General features: G+C 64.8%; 18 protein-coding genes. All 18 read left to right on the forward strand.

Annotation, left to right across the window (positions count from 1 at the left end; all coding sequences use genetic code 11):
• Positions 1-22 precede the first annotated feature (22 nt).
• The 18 genes from fliD to fliL all read left to right on the forward strand — a co-directional run bounded on the left by fliD (position 23) and on the right by fliL (position 17,885).
• Positions 23-1,465 (forward strand): flagellar filament capping protein FliD, encoded by a 1,443-nt coding sequence (gene fliD, locus FXN65_RS08330; RefSeq protein ID WP_151132615.1) that lies wholly within the window; start codon positions 23-25, stop codon positions 1,463-1,465.
• A gap of 3 nt (positions 1,466-1,468) precedes the next feature.
• A complete protein-coding gene (gene fliS / locus FXN65_RS08335) occupies positions 1,469-1,867 on the forward strand; it encodes a flagellar export chaperone FliS (protein WP_151132616.1) in 399 nt (132 codons plus the stop codon).
• Between the two features lie 84 nt (positions 1,868-1,951).
• Positions 1,952-2,332 (forward strand): flagellar export chaperone FliS, encoded by a 381-nt coding sequence (gene fliS / locus FXN65_RS08340; protein ID WP_151132617.1) that lies wholly within the window; start codon positions 1,952-1,954, stop codon positions 2,330-2,332.
• Positions 2,333-2,360: 28 nt separating this feature from the next.
• Positions 2,361-2,657, forward strand: coding sequence for a flagellar protein FliT (locus tag FXN65_RS08345; RefSeq protein WP_151132618.1), 297 nt, complete (start codon positions 2,361-2,363; stop codon positions 2,655-2,657).
• A 218-nt stretch (positions 2,658-2,875) separates the two neighbouring features.
• Complete coding sequence (locus FXN65_RS08350; RefSeq protein WP_151132619.1) at positions 2,876-4,348, forward strand: sigma-54 dependent transcriptional regulator; 1,473 nt, start codon at positions 2,876-2,878, stop codon at positions 4,346-4,348.
• 110 nt (positions 4,349-4,458) lie between these two features.
• A complete protein-coding gene (locus FXN65_RS08355; RefSeq protein ID WP_151132620.1) occupies positions 4,459-5,664 on the forward strand; it encodes a sensor histidine kinase in 1,206 nt (401 codons plus the stop codon).
• Between the two features lie 6 nt (positions 5,665-5,670).
• Entirely contained in the window at positions 5,671-7,086 is a 1,416-nt protein-coding gene (fleR, locus tag FXN65_RS08360) for a sigma-54-dependent response regulator transcription factor FleR (protein WP_151132621.1), read from the forward strand.
• Between the two features lie 205 nt (positions 7,087-7,291).
• A complete protein-coding gene (gene fliE, locus FXN65_RS08365) occupies positions 7,292-7,624 on the forward strand; it encodes a flagellar hook-basal body complex protein FliE (protein ID WP_151132622.1) in 333 nt (110 codons plus the stop codon).
• Between the two features lie 14 nt (positions 7,625-7,638).
• Complete coding sequence (fliF, locus tag FXN65_RS08370; RefSeq protein ID WP_151132623.1) at positions 7,639-9,435, forward strand: flagellar basal-body MS-ring/collar protein FliF; 1,797 nt, start codon at positions 7,639-7,641, stop codon at positions 9,433-9,435.
• Positions 9,428-10,444, forward strand: coding sequence for a flagellar motor switch protein FliG (gene fliG / locus FXN65_RS08375; protein ID WP_151132624.1), 1,017 nt, complete (start codon positions 9,428-9,430; stop codon positions 10,442-10,444). The genes fliF and fliG overlap by 8 nt, the downstream gene beginning before the upstream one ends.
• Before the next feature lie 10 nt (positions 10,445-10,454).
• A complete protein-coding gene (gene fliH / locus FXN65_RS08380; RefSeq protein ID WP_151132625.1) occupies positions 10,455-11,252 on the forward strand; it encodes a flagellar assembly protein FliH in 798 nt (265 codons plus the stop codon).
• Positions 11,242-12,594, forward strand: a complete 1,353-nt coding sequence (gene fliI, locus FXN65_RS08385) for a flagellar protein export ATPase FliI (RefSeq protein WP_151132626.1) — start codon at positions 11,242-11,244, stop codon at positions 12,592-12,594. Before fliH ends, fliI begins: the two co-directional genes overlap by 11 nt.
• A gap of 6 nt (positions 12,595-12,600) precedes the next feature.
• Positions 12,601-13,047, forward strand: coding sequence for a flagellar export protein FliJ (gene fliJ / locus FXN65_RS08390; RefSeq protein ID WP_151132627.1), 447 nt, complete (start codon positions 12,601-12,603; stop codon positions 13,045-13,047).
• Between the two features lie 329 nt (positions 13,048-13,376).
• Complete coding sequence (locus FXN65_RS08395) at positions 13,377-13,682, forward strand: STAS domain-containing protein (RefSeq protein ID WP_151132628.1); 306 nt, start codon at positions 13,377-13,379, stop codon at positions 13,680-13,682.
• A gap of 11 nt (positions 13,683-13,693) precedes the next feature.
• Positions 13,694-15,388, forward strand: coding sequence for an ATP-binding SpoIIE family protein phosphatase (locus FXN65_RS08400; RefSeq protein ID WP_151132629.1), 1,695 nt, complete (start codon positions 13,694-13,696; stop codon positions 15,386-15,388).
• A 32-nt stretch (positions 15,389-15,420) separates the two neighbouring features.
• Positions 15,421-15,774, forward strand: a complete 354-nt coding sequence (locus tag FXN65_RS08405; protein ID WP_151132630.1) for an Hpt domain-containing protein — start codon at positions 15,421-15,423, stop codon at positions 15,772-15,774.
• An 83-nt stretch (positions 15,775-15,857) separates the two neighbouring features.
• A complete protein-coding gene (locus FXN65_RS08410; RefSeq protein WP_151132631.1) occupies positions 15,858-17,135 on the forward strand; it encodes a flagellar hook-length control protein FliK in 1,278 nt (425 codons plus the stop codon).
• Positions 17,136-17,360: 225 nt separating this feature from the next.
• A complete protein-coding gene (gene fliL / locus FXN65_RS08415; protein WP_151132632.1) occupies positions 17,361-17,885 on the forward strand; it encodes a flagellar basal body-associated protein FliL in 525 nt (174 codons plus the stop codon).

Raw genomic sequence — 17,885 nt, forward strand, 5'->3', positions numbered from 1 at the left:
CGATTGGCGAGGTAACGGAAAAATGGCTGGCATAACCGGACTCGGTTCGAACATCAACATCGACGACATCGTGAAGGCTTTGACGGACGCTGAAAGGGCGCCCAAGGAGAACCAGCTGTCGCGGGTGGAGAAGGCCGCCACTTCGAAGTTCTCTGCTGTCGGCCAGCTCAAGAGCGCCATCAGCGAGTTTCAGACCGCGCTGAAGGACCTCAACTCCAGCGACCTTTTTTCCAAGCGTGCGGCGAAGTCCAGCAATACCGATCTGGCGACCGTCTCCGCCACCAAAAAGGCGAGTTCCGGAACCTACCAGGTCACTGTCGAGAAGCTCGCAACCGCCAGCAAGGTCGGCACCGCCACCTTCGCCAAGGACGCCACCGCAGCCGCAGCCGGTACGCTCACCGTCAAGCTGGGGCCCGATGACCGCGGCGTCGATGTGCAGGTTGCCGCCGGTGCCTCCCTCTCCGAAATCCGCGACAGCCTGAACAAGGCGCTAAAGGACAAGGGCATCAGTGCCAACATCGTCAGCAACCCGGCGGATGGATCGTCACGCCTGGTGCTCAGCTCCGACAAGACCGGCGCCGGCAAGGACATCTATGTCCAGGCCTCGGCTGGCCTCGAAGCGTTCCGCATCGGCAACTTCGCCGACAACGATCCGACTTCCAGCCCCACCGGCGCCCTGACCGCGCTGGATGGCAACAATGCCGCCAGCAGTGGCTACATCTCCCAGGCCCAGGATGCGGAATTCACCATCGACGGCCTGAGCCTGCGCAGCGCCAGCAACACCGTGTCCGACGCGATTTCCGAGGTCACCCTCAACCTGGTCAGCGCGGAGCCCGGCAAGAAGTTCAAGGTAACGGTCGAGCAGGACACCTCGACCGTGAAAGGCAACATCAAGAAGTTCGTCGATGCCTATAACAAACTGATGGGGGTGACCAAGACGCTGACGTCGGTGACTTCGGTCGGTGATGACAAGGCTCCCGTGACCGGCGCCCTCGTGGGTGATGCCACGGTGCGCTCGCTGGTGTCCACCGTGCGCAACGAGCTGGTGAACCCTTCGGGTCAGAAGGATGGCATCTCCATCCTGTCCGACCTGGGTATCACCACCCAGAAGGATGGCACGCTGAAGGTCGAGGACTCGAAACTCGACAAGGTCCTCAGCACCCAGTACGAGGCCGTCGCCGGTTTCTTCACTGGCGAGAAGGGGCTGACCGCTCGCATGAATTCGAAGCTGGACGTCTATACCGAGACCGGCGGCATCCTCGCCAAGCGCCAGGACGGCCTGCAGGACACGCTCAACTCGGTGACGGACCAGCGCACCAAGCTCAATCAGCGAATCGAACAGGTCCAGAAGCGCCTGTATGCCCAGTACAACGCCATGGACTCCCTGATCGCCAATCTGAAGCAGACCAGCGACCGGATGAGCCAGGCCCTTTCCAACCTTCCCGGTGTAGTCAAGCAGAGCTAAGCAATGGCCAATCCGATCGATACCTACAAGCAGGTCAAGACCAGCCAGGAAGTCAGCCCCTATCGCGCGGTGCAATTGCTGCTCGATGGTGCCCTGGAGCGTCTGTCGCTCGCCCGTCATGGCCTGGCAACTGGCAACCCGGAAGTGCGCGGCCTGGCGGTGGGCTCCACCCTCAGCATCATCGGCGTGCTCCAGGCCAGCCTGGACAAGCAGCTCGGCGGCGAGATCGCCGAGAATCTCGATGCCCTCTACGACTACATGACACGCCGGCTGTCCCGTGTGGCCCTGGACAACTCGCCGCGTCCCATCGATGAGGTCGAGGCCCTGCTGCTGGACATCAAGCAGGCCTGGGACAGCATCGGCCCCGAAGTGGATGCGCCGGCCGCCGCGGAAATTTCCTGATTTCCGCAAAGGTGCGGGCTAAAGCTCTCGCTGTCGCTGCCGATACCTTGGGTATCACAGCCCGACACACGAGCGAGAGCGAACATGAACGCGATGGCGGCCCTCAAGCAGTATCAGTCCGTTAACACCCAGGCCCAGGCGGTGGACGCCAGCCCGCATCGACTGATCCAGATGCTCATGGAAGGTGGCCTGACCCGCCTGGCCCAGGCCCGTGGCGCCATCGAACGTGGCCAGCTGGCACAAAAAGGCGAGCTGATCGGCAAGGCAATCGCTATCATTGGCGGCCTGCGTGACGGCCTGAACTTCGAGCAGGGTGGCGAAATCGCCTCCAACCTCGATGCACTCTACGAGTACATGGTGTCCCGCCTGCTGGAAGCGAACCTGAAAAGCGACGCTGCGCTGGTGGACGAAGTGGCAGGATTGCTGCGCAACGTGAAAACCGGATGGGATGGCATCGCCCAGTGATGCCGTCCGGGTTGGCAGGAGATTTCCAATGAATGCATCAGTCCAGCGTCTTGAAGCAACCGGCAGCGCACTGCGCGACGCGCTGGCTCGCCAGGACTGGGCGGCCATCGGCGAGCTCGACCAGCTTTGCCGCCAGGCGGTGGATGACGCGATGGTCGAGGCCGTGGATGATGTCGAAGCGCTCGGCAGCCGCATGCAGGAACTGCTGTCGCTGTATCGCGAGCTGGTGACCATTTGCCAGGCGGAGCAGCAGCGCATCGCCGGCGAACTGATCCAGCTCAACCAGGCCCAGCAGGGAGCCAAGGTCTACAAATTGTTCGGCTGATGGCCGGGCGATTCCCAACTGCCATTACTTCGATACTGCGCCGACAACCGCTTAGCCATTCCGTCGGTTCGAACAAAAAAAGCACGCCATAAAATTGACTCGGCAAGGGTTTTTCACTTTACTAGTGGCCAATTGCCGGTCGATCCCTCCCTCGGGGTGCACCGTCTGCCCATGCGCCGTGAAACGCGGCGTTCAGCCCTAAAAGCAAGAACCAGACAATGTGGCGTGAAACCAAGATTCTGCTGATCGACGACAATAGCGATCGCCGCCGCGATTTTGCGGTGATCCTGAATTTCCTCGGGGAAGAGTACCTGGACTGTGCCAGCAATGACTGGCGCGACCTGACGGGCTCCCTGGATTCCAGCCGCGACGTCCTGTGCGTCATGTTGGGCGAGGTGAGCGCCAAGGGCGGTGTGCTCGAGCTGATCAAGCAACTGCTGGCCTGGGACGAGTTCCTGCCGGTCCTGCTGATCGGTGACCAGGTCCAGGCGGATTGGCCCGAAGACCTGCGCCGTCGCCTGCTGGCCAGCCTGGAGATGCCGCCGAGCTACAACAAGCTGCTCGATTCCCTGCATCGCGCCCAGGTCTACCGCGAAATGTACGATCACGCCCGCGAGCGTGGCCGCCAGCGCGAACCCAACCTGTTCCGCAGCCTCGTCGGTACCAGCCGCGCCATCCAGCAGGTGCGCCAGATGATGCAGCAGGTGGCCGATACCGACGCCAGCGTGCTGATCCTCGGCGAGTCCGGCACCGGCAAGGAAGTGGTCGCTCGCAACCTTCACTACCATTCCAAGCGTCGCGAGGCACCCTTCGTGCCGGTCAACTGCGGCGCCATTCCCGCGGAACTGCTGGAAAGCGAACTCTTCGGCCATGAGAAGGGCGCCTTCACCGGTGCCATCACCAGCCGGGCAGGGCGCTTCGAACTGGCCAACGGCGGCACCCTGTTCCTCGACGAGATCGGCGACATGCCGTTGCCGATGCAGGTCAAGCTGTTGCGCGTGCTGCAGGAGCGCACCTTCGAGCGCGTGGGCAGCAACAAGACGCAGAACGTCGACGTGCGCATCATCGCCGCCACCCACAAGAACCTCGAGCAGATGATCGAGGCTGGCAGCTTCCGCGAAGACCTCTACTACCGCCTCAACGTGTTCCCCATCGAGATGGCACCGCTGCGCGAGCGTGTGGAAGACATCCCGCTGCTGATCAACGAACTCATCTCGCGCATGGAGCACGAGAAGCGCGGCTCCATCCGCTTCAACTCCGCCGCCATCATGTCCCTGTGCAACCATGACTGGCCGGGCAACGTCCGCGAACTGGCCAACCTCGTCGAGCGCATGGCGATCATGCATCCCTACGGTGTCATCGGCGTCAGCGAACTGCCGAAGAAATTCCGCCATGTGGATGACGAGGACGAGCAGCTCAAGGCCAGCCTGCGTGAGGAAATCGAAGAGCGTTCGGCCATCGGTGCCGGCCTGCCGGGCGTCTCTTCGCCTGCGTTGCTGCCGCCGGAAGGCCTGGACCTCAAGGACTACCTCGGCAACCTGGAGCAGGGGCTGATCCAGCAGGCGCTGGACGATGCATCCGGTGTCGTGGCCCGTGCTGCCGAGCGCCTGCGCATCCGCCGCACCACCCTGGTGGAGAAGATGCGCAAGTACGGCATGAGCCGTCGTGACGAGGAATTGGCGGAAGAATAATTCCGCTTTTTCCAAGTCTTTGTTTTTAAAGGAATAAATTTTAGGCACGGGTATTGCTATATCTCCCTCGACCGACCGTCTGCTGACGGTCGATGGAGCGAGAGAAGAGCATGAGCCACGCCGTAATCCCCGCACAGAATCCGGAATCCGCCCAAGCCGAGCAGGCCAGCCGCGCTGGTCTTGAACAGGCCTTCGCACTGTTCAACCAGATGTCGACCCAGCTCAGCGAGTCCTACAGCATGCTGGAGGCGCGGGTCACCGAGTTGAAGGGCCAACTGGCCCTGGTCAGTGCCCAGCGCATGCAGGAGCTGGCGGAGAAGGAACGCCTCGCCAACCGCCTGCAGAGCCTGCTGGACCTGCTGCCTGGCGGTGTCATCGTGATCGATGGGCAGGGCGTGGTGCGCGAAGCCAACCCCGTGGCGCGCAGCCTGCTTGGCCAGCCCCTGGTGGGCATGCTCTGGCGCGAAGTGATCGCCCGCAATTTCGCCCCGCGCGAAGACGACGGTCATGAAATCTCCCTCAGGGATGGCCGCCGGGTTTCCATCGCCACCCGCTCCCTCCATGGCGAGCCCGGCCAACTGATACTGCTCAATGACCTGACGGAAACCCGTCGCCTGCAGGATCAACTGGCCCGCCACGAACGGCTTTCCTCCCTCGGGCGCATGGTTGCGTCCCTGGCCCACCAGATCCGCACGCCGCTATCCGCCGCCTTGCTCTATGCCAGCCACCTGGCAGAGCAGGTGCTGCCCACCGAGCAGCAGCAACGCTTCGCCAGCCGGCTCAAGGAACGCCTGCACGAGCTGGAGCACCAGGTGCGTGACATGCTGGTATTCGCCCGTGGCGAGCTGCCGCTGCCGGATCGCCTGGCGCCGTCCGCACTGTTCACTGCACTGCGCGCCTCGGCGGAATCCCACCTCGAAGGCAGGCAGGTGCGCTGGCAGTGCGACCTCTCCGCGGGCGAGCTGCTGTGCAATCGCGACACGCTGGTCGGCGCGATGCTCAACCTGATCGAGAACGCCAACCAGGCCGCCGGCCGCGACCTGCTCCTGAAGGTTCATCTCTACAAGCGCGGGGGAGACCTGCGCTTGACCATCAGCGACAACGGCCCGGGCATCGACGCCGCCACCCTGGCGCGCCTGGGCGAACCCTTCTTCACCACCAGGACCACCGGTACCGGACTGGGACTGGCGGTGGTCAAGGCGGTGGCGCGTGCCCACCGGGGCGAGCTGCAGCTGCGCTCGCGTCCGGGCCGTGGCACGTGCGCCACCCTGGTCCTGCCGCTGATTCCCGCGGCGCAGTCGGTTACACAGGAGTAAAGGACGATGACTGCCAAAATTCTGCTGGTCGAAGATGACCGCGCCCTGCGTGAAGCCCTGGCGGACACCCTGATGATCGGCGGCTATGACTACCGCGCAGTGGATTGCGCCGAGGCCGCCCTGGTGGCGCTGGGTGAGGAGTCCTTCGGACTGATGGTGAGCGACGTCAACATGCCGGGCCTGGACGGTCACCAGCTGCTGGCCATCGTCCGCCAGCGCTACCCGCAGCTCCCGGTGCTGCTGATGACTGCCTTCGGGGCTGTCGAGCGCGCGGTGGATGCCATTCGCCAGGGCGCCGCCGATTACCTGGTCAAACCCTTCGAGCCCAATACCCTGCTGGAGCTGGTGGCGCGTCATGCACTGGGTCGCGTGAGCCGGGCCGTCGGTGACGGTCCGGTGGCCCTGGAGCCGGCCAGCCGGCAGCTGCTGGAGCTGGCCGCACGGGTCGCGCGTAGCGACTCCACCGTGTTGATCTCGGGCGAGTCCGGTACCGGCAAGGAAGTGCTGGCGCAGTACATCCACCAGCAATCGACTCGCGCCAATGGCCCCTTCATCGCCATCAACTGCGCGGCCATTCCGGACAACATGCTCGAGGCGACCCTGTTCGGCCACGAGAAGGGCGCTTTCACCGGCGCCATCGCCAGCGCGCCGGGCAAGTTCGAGCTGGCCGACGGCGGCACCATCCTGCTCGATGAAATCTCCGAAATGCCCCTGGGCCTGCAAGCCAAGCTGCTGCGCGTGCTGCAAGAGCGTGAAGTGGAGCGAGTGGGCGCGCGTCGTCCCATCAGCCTGGATATCCGCGTGCTCGCCACCACCAACCGCGACCTTGCCGGTGAAGTGGCGGCGGGGCGTTTCCGTGAAGACCTCTATTACCGCCTCTCGGTCTTCCCCCTGGCCTGGCGCCCGCTCCGGGAGCGTCCGGCAGACATCCAGCCCCTGGCCGAGCGCCTGCTCGCCAAGCACGTCAAAAAAATGAATCACGCCGCCGTGCGCTTCTCCGCCGAAGCCCAGGCCGCGCTGCTGGCCCATGCCTGGCCGGGCAACGTGCGTGAACTGGACAACGCCGTGCAGCGCGCGCTGATCCTGCAGCAGGGCGGGGTGATCCAGCCCCACGATCTGTGCCTGACCGCGCCGATCGGCATGGCCATCGCGCCCGCCGCGCCAGCGTTCGCTGCCATGCCGGTGTCCGCGCCGGTGGTGCCGCTGCCGACGGCCGCTGCGCCCGCCGAAGCACCCGGTGCCCTGGGCGATGATCTGCGCCGCCACGAGTTCCAGATGATCATCGACACCCTGCGCTCGGAGCGTGGCCGCCGCAAGGAAGCCGCCGAGCGCCTGGGGATCAGCCCGCGCACCCTGCGCTACAAGCTGGCCCAGATGCGTGACGCCGGCATGGACGTGGAGGCTTACCTCTACGCCAGCTGAGCGTAGGGGGCTCGGGCTCCCCTTCCCGTAGGAGCGAGCTTTGCTCGCGAGCAGCCCGCGCGCGAACTTTCGCAAGCAGAGCTCGCTCCTGCAGATTCGAATTTCTCCCTGTAATACCCGTCCCTGAGCTTTTGGCACCCTTGTTGCAGATACCCCTTCATCGGACCGCGTAGCGTCAAAAAATCGCGGCAGTTGGAGGAATGTGATGAGCCAGGGTGTTGAGTTCAATCGCCTGATGTTGGAAATGCGGGCCATGCAGATGGATGCGATGGCCCGTGCCAAACCCGCCCCCGTAGCGGCGCCTGAAGCCAGTGTGCCGAGCTTCGCCGACATGCTCGGCAAGGCGGTGAACAAGGTGGCTGAAACCCAGAAGATTTCCACAGACATGGCCACCGCATTCGAGGTCGGGCAGAAGGGCGTGGACCTCACCGACGTGATGATCGCGTCGCAGAAAGCCAGCGTTTCCTTCGAGGCCATGACCCAGGTGCGGAACAAGCTGGTCCAGGCCTACCAAGACATCATGCAGATGCCGGTTTGAGGACGGGTTGAGAAATGGCTGAAGCCGCTGTTGCAAAGGTCCCCGCCAAGGCGGATGCATCCGGGGCGTCGGAAGAGAAGAAGCCGCTGTTCGGCTTGTCCTTCCTGGAAAACCTCTCGCAGATGACCATGCTGCGCCAGGTCGGCCTGCTGGTCGGCCTGGCGGCCAGCGTCGCCATCGGCTTCGCCGTGGTGCTCTGGTCGCAACAGCCGGACTATCGCCCGCTGTACGGCAGCCTTTCCGGAATGGACGCCAACCAGGTGGTGGAAGCCCTTGGCGCCGCCGACATCCCCTACAAGATCGAGCCCAATTCCGGCGCCCTGCTGGTGAAGTCCGACGACCTCGCCCGTGCCCGCATGAAACTGGCCGCCGCCGGCGTGGCCCCCAGCGACAATACCGTCGGCTTCGAGATCCTCGACAAGGAACAGGGCCTCGGCACCAGCCAGTTCATGGAAGCCACCCGCTACCGCCGTGGCCTGGAAGGCGAACTGGCCCGCACCATTTCCAGCCTGAACAACGTCAAGGGTGCGCGCGTGCACCTGGCCATTCCGAAGAGCTCGGTGTTCGTCCGCGACGAGCGCAAGCCGACCGCTTCGGTGCTGGTCGAGCTCTATCCGGGTCGTTCCCTGGAGCCGAGCCAGGTGATGGCGATCGTCAACCTGGTGGCGACCAGCGTGCCGGAACTGGAAAAGTCCCAGGTCACCGTGGTCGACCAGAAAGGCAACCTGCTGTCCGACCAGCAGGAGCTGTCCGAGCTGACCATGGCCGGCAAGCAGTTCGACTACACCCGGCGCATGGAGACGCTCTACACCCAGCGCGTGCACAGCATCCTGCAGCCGGTGCTGGGCAATGGCCGCTACAAGGCCGAAGTGTCTGCGGACGTGGATTTCAGCGCCGTCGAATCCACCTCTGAAATGTACAACCCGGACCAGCCGGCCCTGCGCAGCGAACAGAAACTCGCCGAGGAACGCCAGAACAACGGCGGCCCGCAGGGCGTGCCCGGTGCGTTGTCCAACCAGCCGCCGGCCCCTGGCGCCGCGCCGCAACAGGCCACGAGCACCACGACCGCAAGTGTGCAGCCGGGCCAGCCGATCCTGGACGACAACGGCCAGCAGATCATCGACCCGGCCACGGGCAAGCCCATGCTCGCGCCGTATCCCACCGACAAACGCGACCAGACCACCCGCAACTTCGAGCTGGACCGCTCCATCAGCTACACCAAGCAGCAGCAGGGCCGCCTGCGCCGGCTTTCCGTCGCGGTGGTGCTGGACGATCAGGTGAAGGTCGACGCGACGACCGGTGAAACCACGCGAGTGCCGTGGACCACCGACGAGATCGCCCGCTTCACCCGCCTGGTGCAGGACTCGGTGGGTTATGACGCCAGCCGTGGCGACAGCGTCAGCGTGATCAATACCGCGTTTGTCGGTGACCAGGATGAGGTGATCCAGCTGCCGTGGTACGAGCAGGTCTGGTTCCAGATGCTCATCTCGGGCCTCAAACAAGTGTTCCCCGCCCTGCTGATTCTGATCCTGGTGTGGTTCGTGCTGCGCCCAGTGCTGAACAATATCTCTGGCGGCGGCAAGTCCAGGGACCTGGAAGGCGGCCGCGATGGCGACGTCGACCTGGGCGAAATGGGCCTGTCCGGCGAGCTGTCGGATGACCGCGTCAGCCTCGGTGGACCGCAGAGCATCCTCCTGCCCAGCCCGAGTGACGGGTATGATGCGCAACTCAATGCCATCAAGAACCTGGTGGCTGAAGATCCCGGCCGCGTGGCCCTGGTAGTCAAAGAGTGGATCAACGCCGATGAGTGATAATCGCGCCCCCGCCAAACTGAACAAGGTCGACAAGGCAGCCATCCTGCTGCTGTCCCTGGGCGAGACCGATGCTGCCCAGGTGCTCCGGCACATGGGCCCGAAGGAAGTGCAGCGGGTCGGCGTTGCCATGGCGCAGATGCGCAACGTCCACCGCGAACAGGTGGAGCAGGTGATGAGCGAGTTCGTCGAGATCGTCGGCGACCAGACCAGCCTGGGCGTTGGCGCCGACGGCTACATCCGCAAGATGCTCACCCAGGCCCTGGGTGAGGACAAGGCCAACAACCTGATCGACCGCATCCTGCTGGGCGGCAGCACCAGCGGCCTGGACAGCCTGAAGTGGATGGAACCGCGCGCCGTGGCCGACGTGATCCGCTACGAGCACCCGCAGATCCAGGCCATCGTGGTCGCCTACCTGGACCCGGACCAGGCTGCCGAGGTGCTCAGCCACTTCGACCACAAGGTGCGCCTGGACATCGTCCTGCGCGTGTCCTCGCTCAACACCGTGCAGCCGTCCGCGCTCAAGGAACTCAACCTGATCCTCGAGAAGCAGTTCGCCGGCAACGCCAGCACCACCCGCACCACCATGGGCGGCGTGAAGCGCGCGGCGGACATCATGAACTTCCTCGACAGCTCGGTCGAAGGCCAGCTCATGGACTCCATCCGCGAGGTGGACGAAGACCTCTCCACCCAGATCGAAGACCTCATGTTCGTCTTCGACAACCTGGCCGATGTGGACGACCGCGGCATCCAGGCGCTGCTGCGCGAAGTGTCGTCTGACGTGCTGGTGCTGGCCCTCAAGGGCTCGGACGACGCCATCAAGGAAAAGGTCTTCAAGAACATGTCCAAGCGTGCCGCCGAACTGCTTCGCGACGACCTGGAGGCCAAGGGGCCGGTACGCGTCAGCGACGTGGAGTCGGCGCAGAAGGAAATCCTCACCATCGCCCGCCGCATGGCCGAAGCCGGGGAAATCGTCCTCGGCGGCAAGGGCGGCGAAGAAATGATCTGAGGCGGTGTCCATGGCCAACAAGGATTCGGCAAGCGAACTGATCCGCGCCAAGGACGTCAGCGGCTTCGATCGCTGGTCGCTGCCCAGCTTCGACCCGGACGCCCCGGAGCCTGAGGAAGCGGACGAAACGCAAGCCGAAGCCTCGCCTGAACCGGAGCCTGAGCCGCAGATCGAGGAAGTACCGGTCGAGGACGTCAAGCCGCTGACGCTGGACGAGCTCGAGGCCATCCGCCAGGACGCCTACAACGAAGGCTTTGCCACCGGCGAGCGCGACGGTTTCCATGCCGGTCAACTCAAGGCCAAGCAGGAAGCGGAAGCTGTACTGGGCGCTCGCCTGGCCCAGTTCGAAACCCTGATGGCCCAGTTGCTGGACCCCATCGCCGAGCAGGACCGGCAGATCGAGGAATCCCTGGTGCACCTCACCAGCCTGATCACCCGCCAGGTGATCCAGCGCGAGCTGCGCATGGATTCCGGGCAGATCCGCCATGTGCTGCGCGAAGCGCTGAAGCTGCTGCCCATGGGCGCCAGCAACGTGCGCATCCACATCAATCCGCAGGACTTCGAACAGGTGAAGGCCCTGCGGGAGCGCCATGAGGAATCCTGGCGCATCCTCGAGGACGAATCCCTGGAGCCGGGCGGTTGCCGGGTCGAAACCGAGCACTCGCGCATCGATGCCAGCATCGAGACCCGCCTGAACCAGGCCATGAAACAGCTCTTCGAGCAACAGCGCGAACAGAAGGTCCATCCGCCGTCGGCCGACCTGGTGCTGGACCTGGACGCCCCGGACAGCCACGACCATGCGTATTGAGCGCGCCAGCTTCGCCAAGCGCCTGGCGGGATACAACGATGTCATCGATCTGCCCGCGCAACCCCTGGTGGAGGGCCGCCTGCTGCGCATGGTGGGCCTCACCCTGGAGGCCGAAGGCCTGCGCGCGCCGGTTGGCAGCCGCTGCCTGGTGATCAACGACGACAGCTACCACCCGGTGCAGGTGGAAGCCGAAGTGATGGGTTTTGCCGGCAGCAAGATCTACCTGATGCCGGTGGGCAGCCTCTCCGGCATTGCCCCCGGTGCCCGCGTCGTGCCCCTGCCGGACACTGGCCGCCTGCCCATGGGCATGTCCATGCTCGGCCGCGTGCTCGATGGCGCCGGCCGTGCGCTGGATGGCAAGGGCGGGATGAAGGCCGAGGACTGGGTGCCGATGGACGGCCCCACCATCAACCCGCTCAAGCGCCACCCCATCAGCGAGCCGCTGGATGTGGGCATCCGCTCGATCAACTCGCTGCTGACCGTCGGCCGCGGCCAGCGCCTCGGCCTGTTCGCCGGTACCGGTGTGGGCAAGTCGGTGCTGCTGGGCATGATGACCCGCTTCACCGAAGCGGAAATCATCGTCGTCGGCCTGATCGGCGAACGGGGCCGCGAGGTGAAGGAATTCATCGAGCATATCCTCGGTGAAGAGGGCCTCAAGCGTTCGGTGGTGGTGGCGTCGCCGGCGGACGATGCGCCGCTGATGCGCCTGCGTGCCGCCATGTATTGCACCCGCATCGCCGAGTACTTCCGCGACAAGGGCAAGAACGTCCTGCTGCTGATGGACTCCCTGACCCGTTTCGCCCAGGCCCAGCGCGAGATCGCCCTGGCCATTGGCGAGCCGCCGGCCACCAAGGGCTATCCGCCGTCGGTGTTCGCCAAGCTGCCGAAGCTGGTGGAGCGGGCCGGTAATGCCGAGCAGGGTGGCGGGTCCATCACGGCTTTCTACACCGTGCTGTCGGAAGGCGACGACCAGCAGGACCCCATCGCCGACTCCGCCCGCGGCGTGCTCGACGGGCACTTCGTGCTGTCCCGTCGCCTGGCCGAGGAAGGTCATTACCCGGCTATCGACATCGAAGCCTCCATCAGCCGGGTAATGCCCCAGGTGGTCAGCCCCGAGCACATGAAGATGGCCCAGCGCTTCAAGCAACTCTGGTCGCGCTACCAACAGAGCCGCGACCTGATCAGCGTCGGCGCCTACGTAGCCGGTGGCGATCCCGACACCGACCTTGCCATCGCCCGCCAGCCTGCCATGAGCGCCTTCCTGCGCCAGGGTCTGGATGAAAGCGAGCGCCTGGCCCAGAGCACCGAGCGCCTGGCCGCGAGCCTGGGCGCCAAGGGCTGATAGGGCATGTCGCGCAATCGGGCGGCGCGTCTGGCGCCAGTGGTGGAAATGGCCGAGCGCGCCGAGCGCGAAGCGGCGCGCATGCTTGGTCGCTGCCAGGGCCAGTTGACCCAGGCGGAGATGAAACTCGGTGAACTCGAGCGCTACCGCTCCGACTACCAGCAGCAATGGATCGAAGAGGGGCGACGCGGCGTTTCCGGCCAGTGGCTGATGAACTACCAGCGCTTCCTGTCCCAACTGGAGTCCGCCATCGGCCAACAGACGCAGAGCGTCAACTGGCATCGCGACAACCTCGACAAGGCCCGTGGCGCCTGGCAACAGCGCTACGCCCGCCTGGAAGGCCTGCGCAAGCTGGTGCAGCGCTACCTTGACGAAGCCCGTGCCGCCGACGACAAGCGCGAGCAGAAACTCCTCGACGAACTGGTGCAGCGCCTGCCGGCCAGAGACCTGTAGGGGCGAATTCATTCAAATGGCCGGGCCAGCAGGGTGAAGCCGCTCGGCTAGGGTGCGCCGTGAGCACCGGCGGTTCGACCCGGCGCCGAAGTCGATCCAGAAGTCGGTGCGCACAGCGCACCCTGCGGTCAAGGCCGAGCCAGTCACGAGTGGACTGGCGACAGAGTCTGGTGCACGCAGCGTCCCCACGTCCGGAGAGCGAATGCATTCTTCAACGCGTCATCTCAGAACCATAAATTCTCCCGCGACGCGGCTTTCCAGTTGCCCTGCCTCATGGTGGGTGCTAAATCTTCACCACGCGCATTCCGAACTTGAACAAGGAGCTTTGCATGGCCATCACCTCGATGCCCTCCGATGATGGGCAGGAGCTGACCATCTACATCCAGGGACGATTCGATTTCGGCGCCCACCAGGAATTCCGCGACGCCTACGAGCGCGTCAATACCACGCCCAAGCGCTATGTCGTGGACCTCAAGGGCACCACCTACCTCGACAGCTCCGCCCTTGGCATGCTGCTGCTGTTGCGCGACCACGCCGGTGGCGAGCGTGCGCAGATCCGCCTGGCCAACTGCAACCCCGACGTTCGCAAGATCCTCGCCATTTCCAACTTCGAACAACTGTTCCAGATCGCCTGAGGCCTGTCGCCATGCCGTCGCCGCTGACGATCCTGATTGCCGAGGACAACGCGGCGGACCGGCTGCTGTTGTCCACCATCGTCAGCCGCCAGGGCCATCGTGCGTTGACCGCCGCCAATGGCCGCGAGGCCGTGGCGCTGTTCCGGCAGGAACAGCCGCAACTGGTGCTGATGGATGCCCTGATGCCGGAGATGGACGGTTTCGAGGCCGCCCGCCGGATCAAGCAACTGGCGGGCGAGGCGCTGGTGCCGATCATCTTCCTGACCTCGCTGACGGAGAACGAAGCCCTGGTGCGCTGCCTGGAAGCGGGCGGCGACGATTTCCTCGCCAAGCCCTACAACCGGGTCATCCTGGAAGCCAAGATCAAGGCCCTGGACCGCCTGCGCCGCCTGCAGGATACCGTGCTGCAGCAACGCGACCTGATCGCCCGGCACAACGAGCACCTGGTGACCGAACAGCGGGTGGCCAAGGCCGTGTTCGACAAGGTGGCGCACTCCGGCTGCCTGAGCGCCCCGAATATCCGCTACCTGCAATCGCCCTACGCGCTGTTCAACGGCGACCTTTTGCTGGCCGCCTACAAGCCCTCCGGCGGCATGCACGTGCTGCTTGGCGATTTCACCGGTCATGGCCTGCCGGCCGCCATCGGTGCCATGCCCCTTGCCGAAGTGTTCTACGGCATGACCGCCAAGGGTTACGCCATGGCGGACATCCTGCGGGAGATGAACGCCAAGCTGAAACGCATTCTTCCGGTCGGCGTGTTCTGCTGCGCCACTTTCCTCAATCTGAGCTTCCAGCGGCGCATGGTCGAGGTGTGGAACGGTGGCCTGCCCGAGGGGTACCTGCGCCGCGCCGAGACCGGAGAGCTGTTGCCGCTGGTGTCGCGCCACCTGCCGCTGGGCGTACTTGACCAGGGCAGCTTCAATGCGCACTTCGAGTCCTACCCCATCGAGACTGGCGACCGCATCCTGCTGGTGTCCGATGGCGTGCTGGAAACTCGCAATGACAGCGACGAGACCTTTGGCGACGAACGCCTGCGCGCCGTATTCGACGCCAATCGCGACGGCAATCGGCTGTTCGACGAAATCCAGCTGGCCCTGAGTGCTTTCCGCGGCCATGCCCAGGACGACGTGAGCATGATCGAGATTCGCATGCTCGATGAGGCCACCGAGCGCGCGAAACTGGCCTTCACCGACAGCGGCCAGGCCAGTCCGCTGGACTGGTCCGCCACCTTCGAATTCCGTGCGCAGACCTTGAAGCGCTTCAATCCGCTGCCATTCCTCCTGCAGCTGCTGCTTGAGGTCCAGGGGCTGCGTGATCAGGGTGGCGCCCTCTATACGGTGCTTGCCGAGCTGTACTCCAACGCCCTGGAACACGGCGTGCTGGGGCTGGACTCCTCCCTCAAGAGCAATGCCGAGGGGTTCGCCCGCTACTACCGCGAGCGCAGTGAACGCCTCGCCAGCCTGGAAACCGGGTATGTGCGCTTCAACCTGCAGCTGGTTCCCGAGGGCCGGGGAGGGCGGTTGCTGATCGAGGTGGAGGACAGCGGCGAGGGCTTCGACCTGGGCGCTGCGCTGGCCAGCCAACCGTCGATGGAAAGCTTCTGTGGCCGGGGCCTGAGCCTGGTGAATCAACTCACGGCGCGCTGTGAACCCGCCGAGAACGGCAAGGGAGTCCACGTCGAATTCCACTGGCCCGTTAGGGCATAATTTTCCGAGGTTCAGTACAGGGAGCGAAGGGTTTGTCCGATATCCATCTCGACCATTCTGTGCTTTCTGCCCTGCGGGACGTCATGGAGGACGAGTTTCCGGTGCTTCTGGATACCTTCCTGACGGATTCCATCGAACGCTTGCGGCAGATCCAGCAGGCCCACGCGGTGTCCGACTGCCAGGCCCTGCGCCTGGCCGCCCACAGTTTCAAGGGCAGCTGCAGCAACATGGGGGCCCCCGTACTGGCCGCCCTGTGCAAGCAACTGGAAGACATCGCCCGGCGCGAGCAGCTTGCCGATGCGCCCGGCATCATCCTGCTGATCGAGCAGGAGTTCCGGATCGTCCATGATCTGCTGCTGGAAGCGCGTCGCGGCCTGGCGCGCTGATCGACGTCCTGTTACCTGGGCCAGAATGTTGGCCCATCCCTTGCAATCCTCCCGGCACGAACCAACCCGAGCGGAGAGTGCCCATGCCCGTTGCCCCCGATCTGCTTCTTCAGGCCAGGCCTGAAGTGAAGCCGAAAGCACCGGCCGCAAAAGCCCCGGAAAAACCGGCGGAAACCAGCAAGGGCGAGGCTTCCAGCTTCGCCCAGATGTATGCGAAAGAGCGTCATGCCAAGGCCGCCGAGCGTAACGAAGCGGCTGCCAGGCAGGCCAAGGCCAAGGCCGATGAGGCGGCAAGCCAGGACAAGCCGGCGGCTGAACCTGCCGCTGGCCAGGCGGCCGTTGCCGAAAGCGGCAAGCCCTTGCCGGCCGAAGAAGGCGAAGCCAAGGAATCCTCCGACGAGCCGGTGATCGATCCCCTGCTGCTCATGGCCATGACCGGGCAACTGCCGGCCGATGCGCCAGTCGAGGCGGAAGGCGCCGCCGAAGCCTTGCCGGCCATGCCTGTGACGCCGCAGGTGAACAGCGGTGCGCCAGCGACCCTGACCGACGCCAGCCTCGATCCGGACCTGGATCAGCTCAACGGCTTGCCGGCGGTGAAGATGGCACTGGACCAGGGGGCTCAGGCCGCCCAGCAGGTGCAAAACGCTACCCGGGCGGCGCAAACCGCACCCACGGCCGACCAGGACTTCGCCGATGCCATGGCCGCCTTGTCCGACAAGTCGCTTGAGGCGGGCGAGGGCAAGCTGGACAAGGCGCTGTCGTCTGCCGAACTCTCGGTGGAACTGACCGAGGGTGTGGGCGAGAACAAGGCCGAGGTGCGCAACGAACTGCTGGCGAACCGCCTCAACGCCCTGAGCCAGGCCATCAGCCAGCAGACTGCGCAAACCCAGCGCGCCCCTGCCCTGGTGCCGGGGCAACCGGTGAACATGCAGCAGGGCGGTTGGAGTGAAGCCGTGGTGGATCGGGTGATGTGGCTGTCCAGCCAGAACCTCAAGTCCGCCGAGATCCAGCTCGATCCGCAAGAGCTTGGCCGGCTCGAAGTCCGGGTGCATATGACCCAGGACCAGACCCAGGTGACCTTCGCCAGTCCCAACGCCAACGTCCGTGACGCTCTGGAAGGGCAAATGCATCGCCTGCGCGACATGTTTGCCCAGCAGGGCATGAACCAGCTCGACGTGAACGTCTCCGACCAGTCCCTCAACCGTGGCTGGCAAGGGCAGGGCAGTGATGGCGAGCGTCGTTCCGCTGGCGGCCGCACCGACTTCGGCAGTGGCAGCGACGAAGAAATCAGCGTGAGCCACAGCGAAATCCGTCCGGCCTCGACGGCTGGGGCGCGCGGGTTGGTGGATTTCTACGCCTGACTTCGCTCTCCTTCTCCCCCGCCCCTCTCCCTGAGGGGCGGGGGAGAAGGTGTTCCCCCGCGCCAAGATTTCCGGCAACCCCTCGTGACAGCCGCCCCTCGACACTGGTATATCCGCAGCCCTGTAGCAATTGCCTGAGCCGCCGGTTGGCCGGCGAACTGGCATAACACTTGCTCACTCCCCTGGAAATGGCGGGCCCATCCCGCTCGGCGACGGATTATTGGCATGGCGAAGAAAGAAGCGAAGGCCCCGGCAGAGGGCGCTGCTGCGGCAGGCGGCAAGGGCAAGCTGAAGCTCATCATTCTGGGCGTTGTCGCGCTGTTGCTGGCGATCGGCCTTTCAGTGGGGGCCACCTGGTACTTCCTCAGCCGCGGCGACAAGGCCGCCGAGCCCGCCAAGGAGGACGCGGCCGCCGCCGCGCCTGCCAAGCAGCCGGCCATCTACCAGGACCTGGCCCCAGCCTTCGTGGTCAACTTCAACCAGAACGGTCGCCAGCGCTACATGCAGGTGAGCGTTTCGCTGATGGCCCGTGACCAGGCCCAGATGGACGCGCTCAAGGTGCACATGCCGGTGCTGCGCAACAAGCTGGTCATGCTCTTCTCCGGACAGAATTTCGACACCCTGGTCACCCCCGTCGGCAAGGAGATGCTGCGCCAGCAGGCCACCGCCACCGTGCAGGAACTGGCCAAGCAGGAAACCGGCGCGATGACCGTCGAACAAGTGCTCTTCACCAACTTCGTATTGCAGTAG

It is taken from the genome of Pseudomonas lalkuanensis (assembly GCF_008807375.1).
GTDB lineage: Bacteria > Pseudomonadota > Gammaproteobacteria > Pseudomonadales > Pseudomonadaceae > Metapseudomonas > Metapseudomonas lalkuanensis.

Excerpts from the sequence above, each read along its gene's own strand:
- fliD (WP_151132615.1), top strand. The coding sequence starts at position 23 with ATGGCTGGCATAACCGGACTCGGTTCGAACATCAACATCGACGACATC.
- fliS (WP_151132616.1), top strand. The coding sequence starts at position 1,469 with ATGGCCAATCCGATCGATACCTACAAGCAGGTCAAGACCAGCCAGGAA.
- fliS (WP_151132617.1), top strand. The coding sequence starts at position 1,952 with ATGAACGCGATGGCGGCCCTCAAGCAGTATCAGTCCGTTAACACCCAG.
- FXN65_RS08345 (WP_151132618.1), top strand. The coding sequence starts at position 2,361 with ATGAATGCATCAGTCCAGCGTCTTGAAGCAACCGGCAGCGCACTGCGC.
- FXN65_RS08350 (WP_151132619.1), top strand. The coding sequence starts at position 2,876 with ATGTGGCGTGAAACCAAGATTCTGCTGATCGACGACAATAGCGATCGC.
- FXN65_RS08355 (WP_151132620.1), top strand. The coding sequence starts at position 4,459 with ATGAGCCACGCCGTAATCCCCGCACAGAATCCGGAATCCGCCCAAGCC.
- fleR (WP_151132621.1), top strand. The coding sequence starts at position 5,671 with ATGACTGCCAAAATTCTGCTGGTCGAAGATGACCGCGCCCTGCGTGAA.
- fliE (WP_151132622.1), top strand. The coding sequence starts at position 7,292 with ATGAGCCAGGGTGTTGAGTTCAATCGCCTGATGTTGGAAATGCGGGCC.
- fliF (WP_151132623.1), top strand. The coding sequence starts at position 7,639 with ATGGCTGAAGCCGCTGTTGCAAAGGTCCCCGCCAAGGCGGATGCATCC.
- fliG (WP_151132624.1), top strand. The coding sequence starts at position 9,428 with ATGAGTGATAATCGCGCCCCCGCCAAACTGAACAAGGTCGACAAGGCA.
- fliH (WP_151132625.1), top strand. The coding sequence starts at position 10,455 with ATGGCCAACAAGGATTCGGCAAGCGAACTGATCCGCGCCAAGGACGTC.
- fliI (WP_151132626.1), top strand. The coding sequence starts at position 11,242 with ATGCGTATTGAGCGCGCCAGCTTCGCCAAGCGCCTGGCGGGATACAAC.
- fliJ (WP_151132627.1), top strand. The coding sequence starts at position 12,601 with ATGTCGCGCAATCGGGCGGCGCGTCTGGCGCCAGTGGTGGAAATGGCC.
- FXN65_RS08395 (WP_151132628.1), top strand. The coding sequence starts at position 13,377 with ATGGCCATCACCTCGATGCCCTCCGATGATGGGCAGGAGCTGACCATC.
- FXN65_RS08400 (WP_151132629.1), top strand. The coding sequence starts at position 13,694 with ATGCCGTCGCCGCTGACGATCCTGATTGCCGAGGACAACGCGGCGGAC.
- FXN65_RS08410 (WP_151132631.1), top strand. The coding sequence starts at position 15,858 with ATGCCCGTTGCCCCCGATCTGCTTCTTCAGGCCAGGCCTGAAGTGAAG.
- fliL (WP_151132632.1), top strand. The coding sequence starts at position 17,361 with ATGGCGAAGAAAGAAGCGAAGGCCCCGGCAGAGGGCGCTGCTGCGGCA.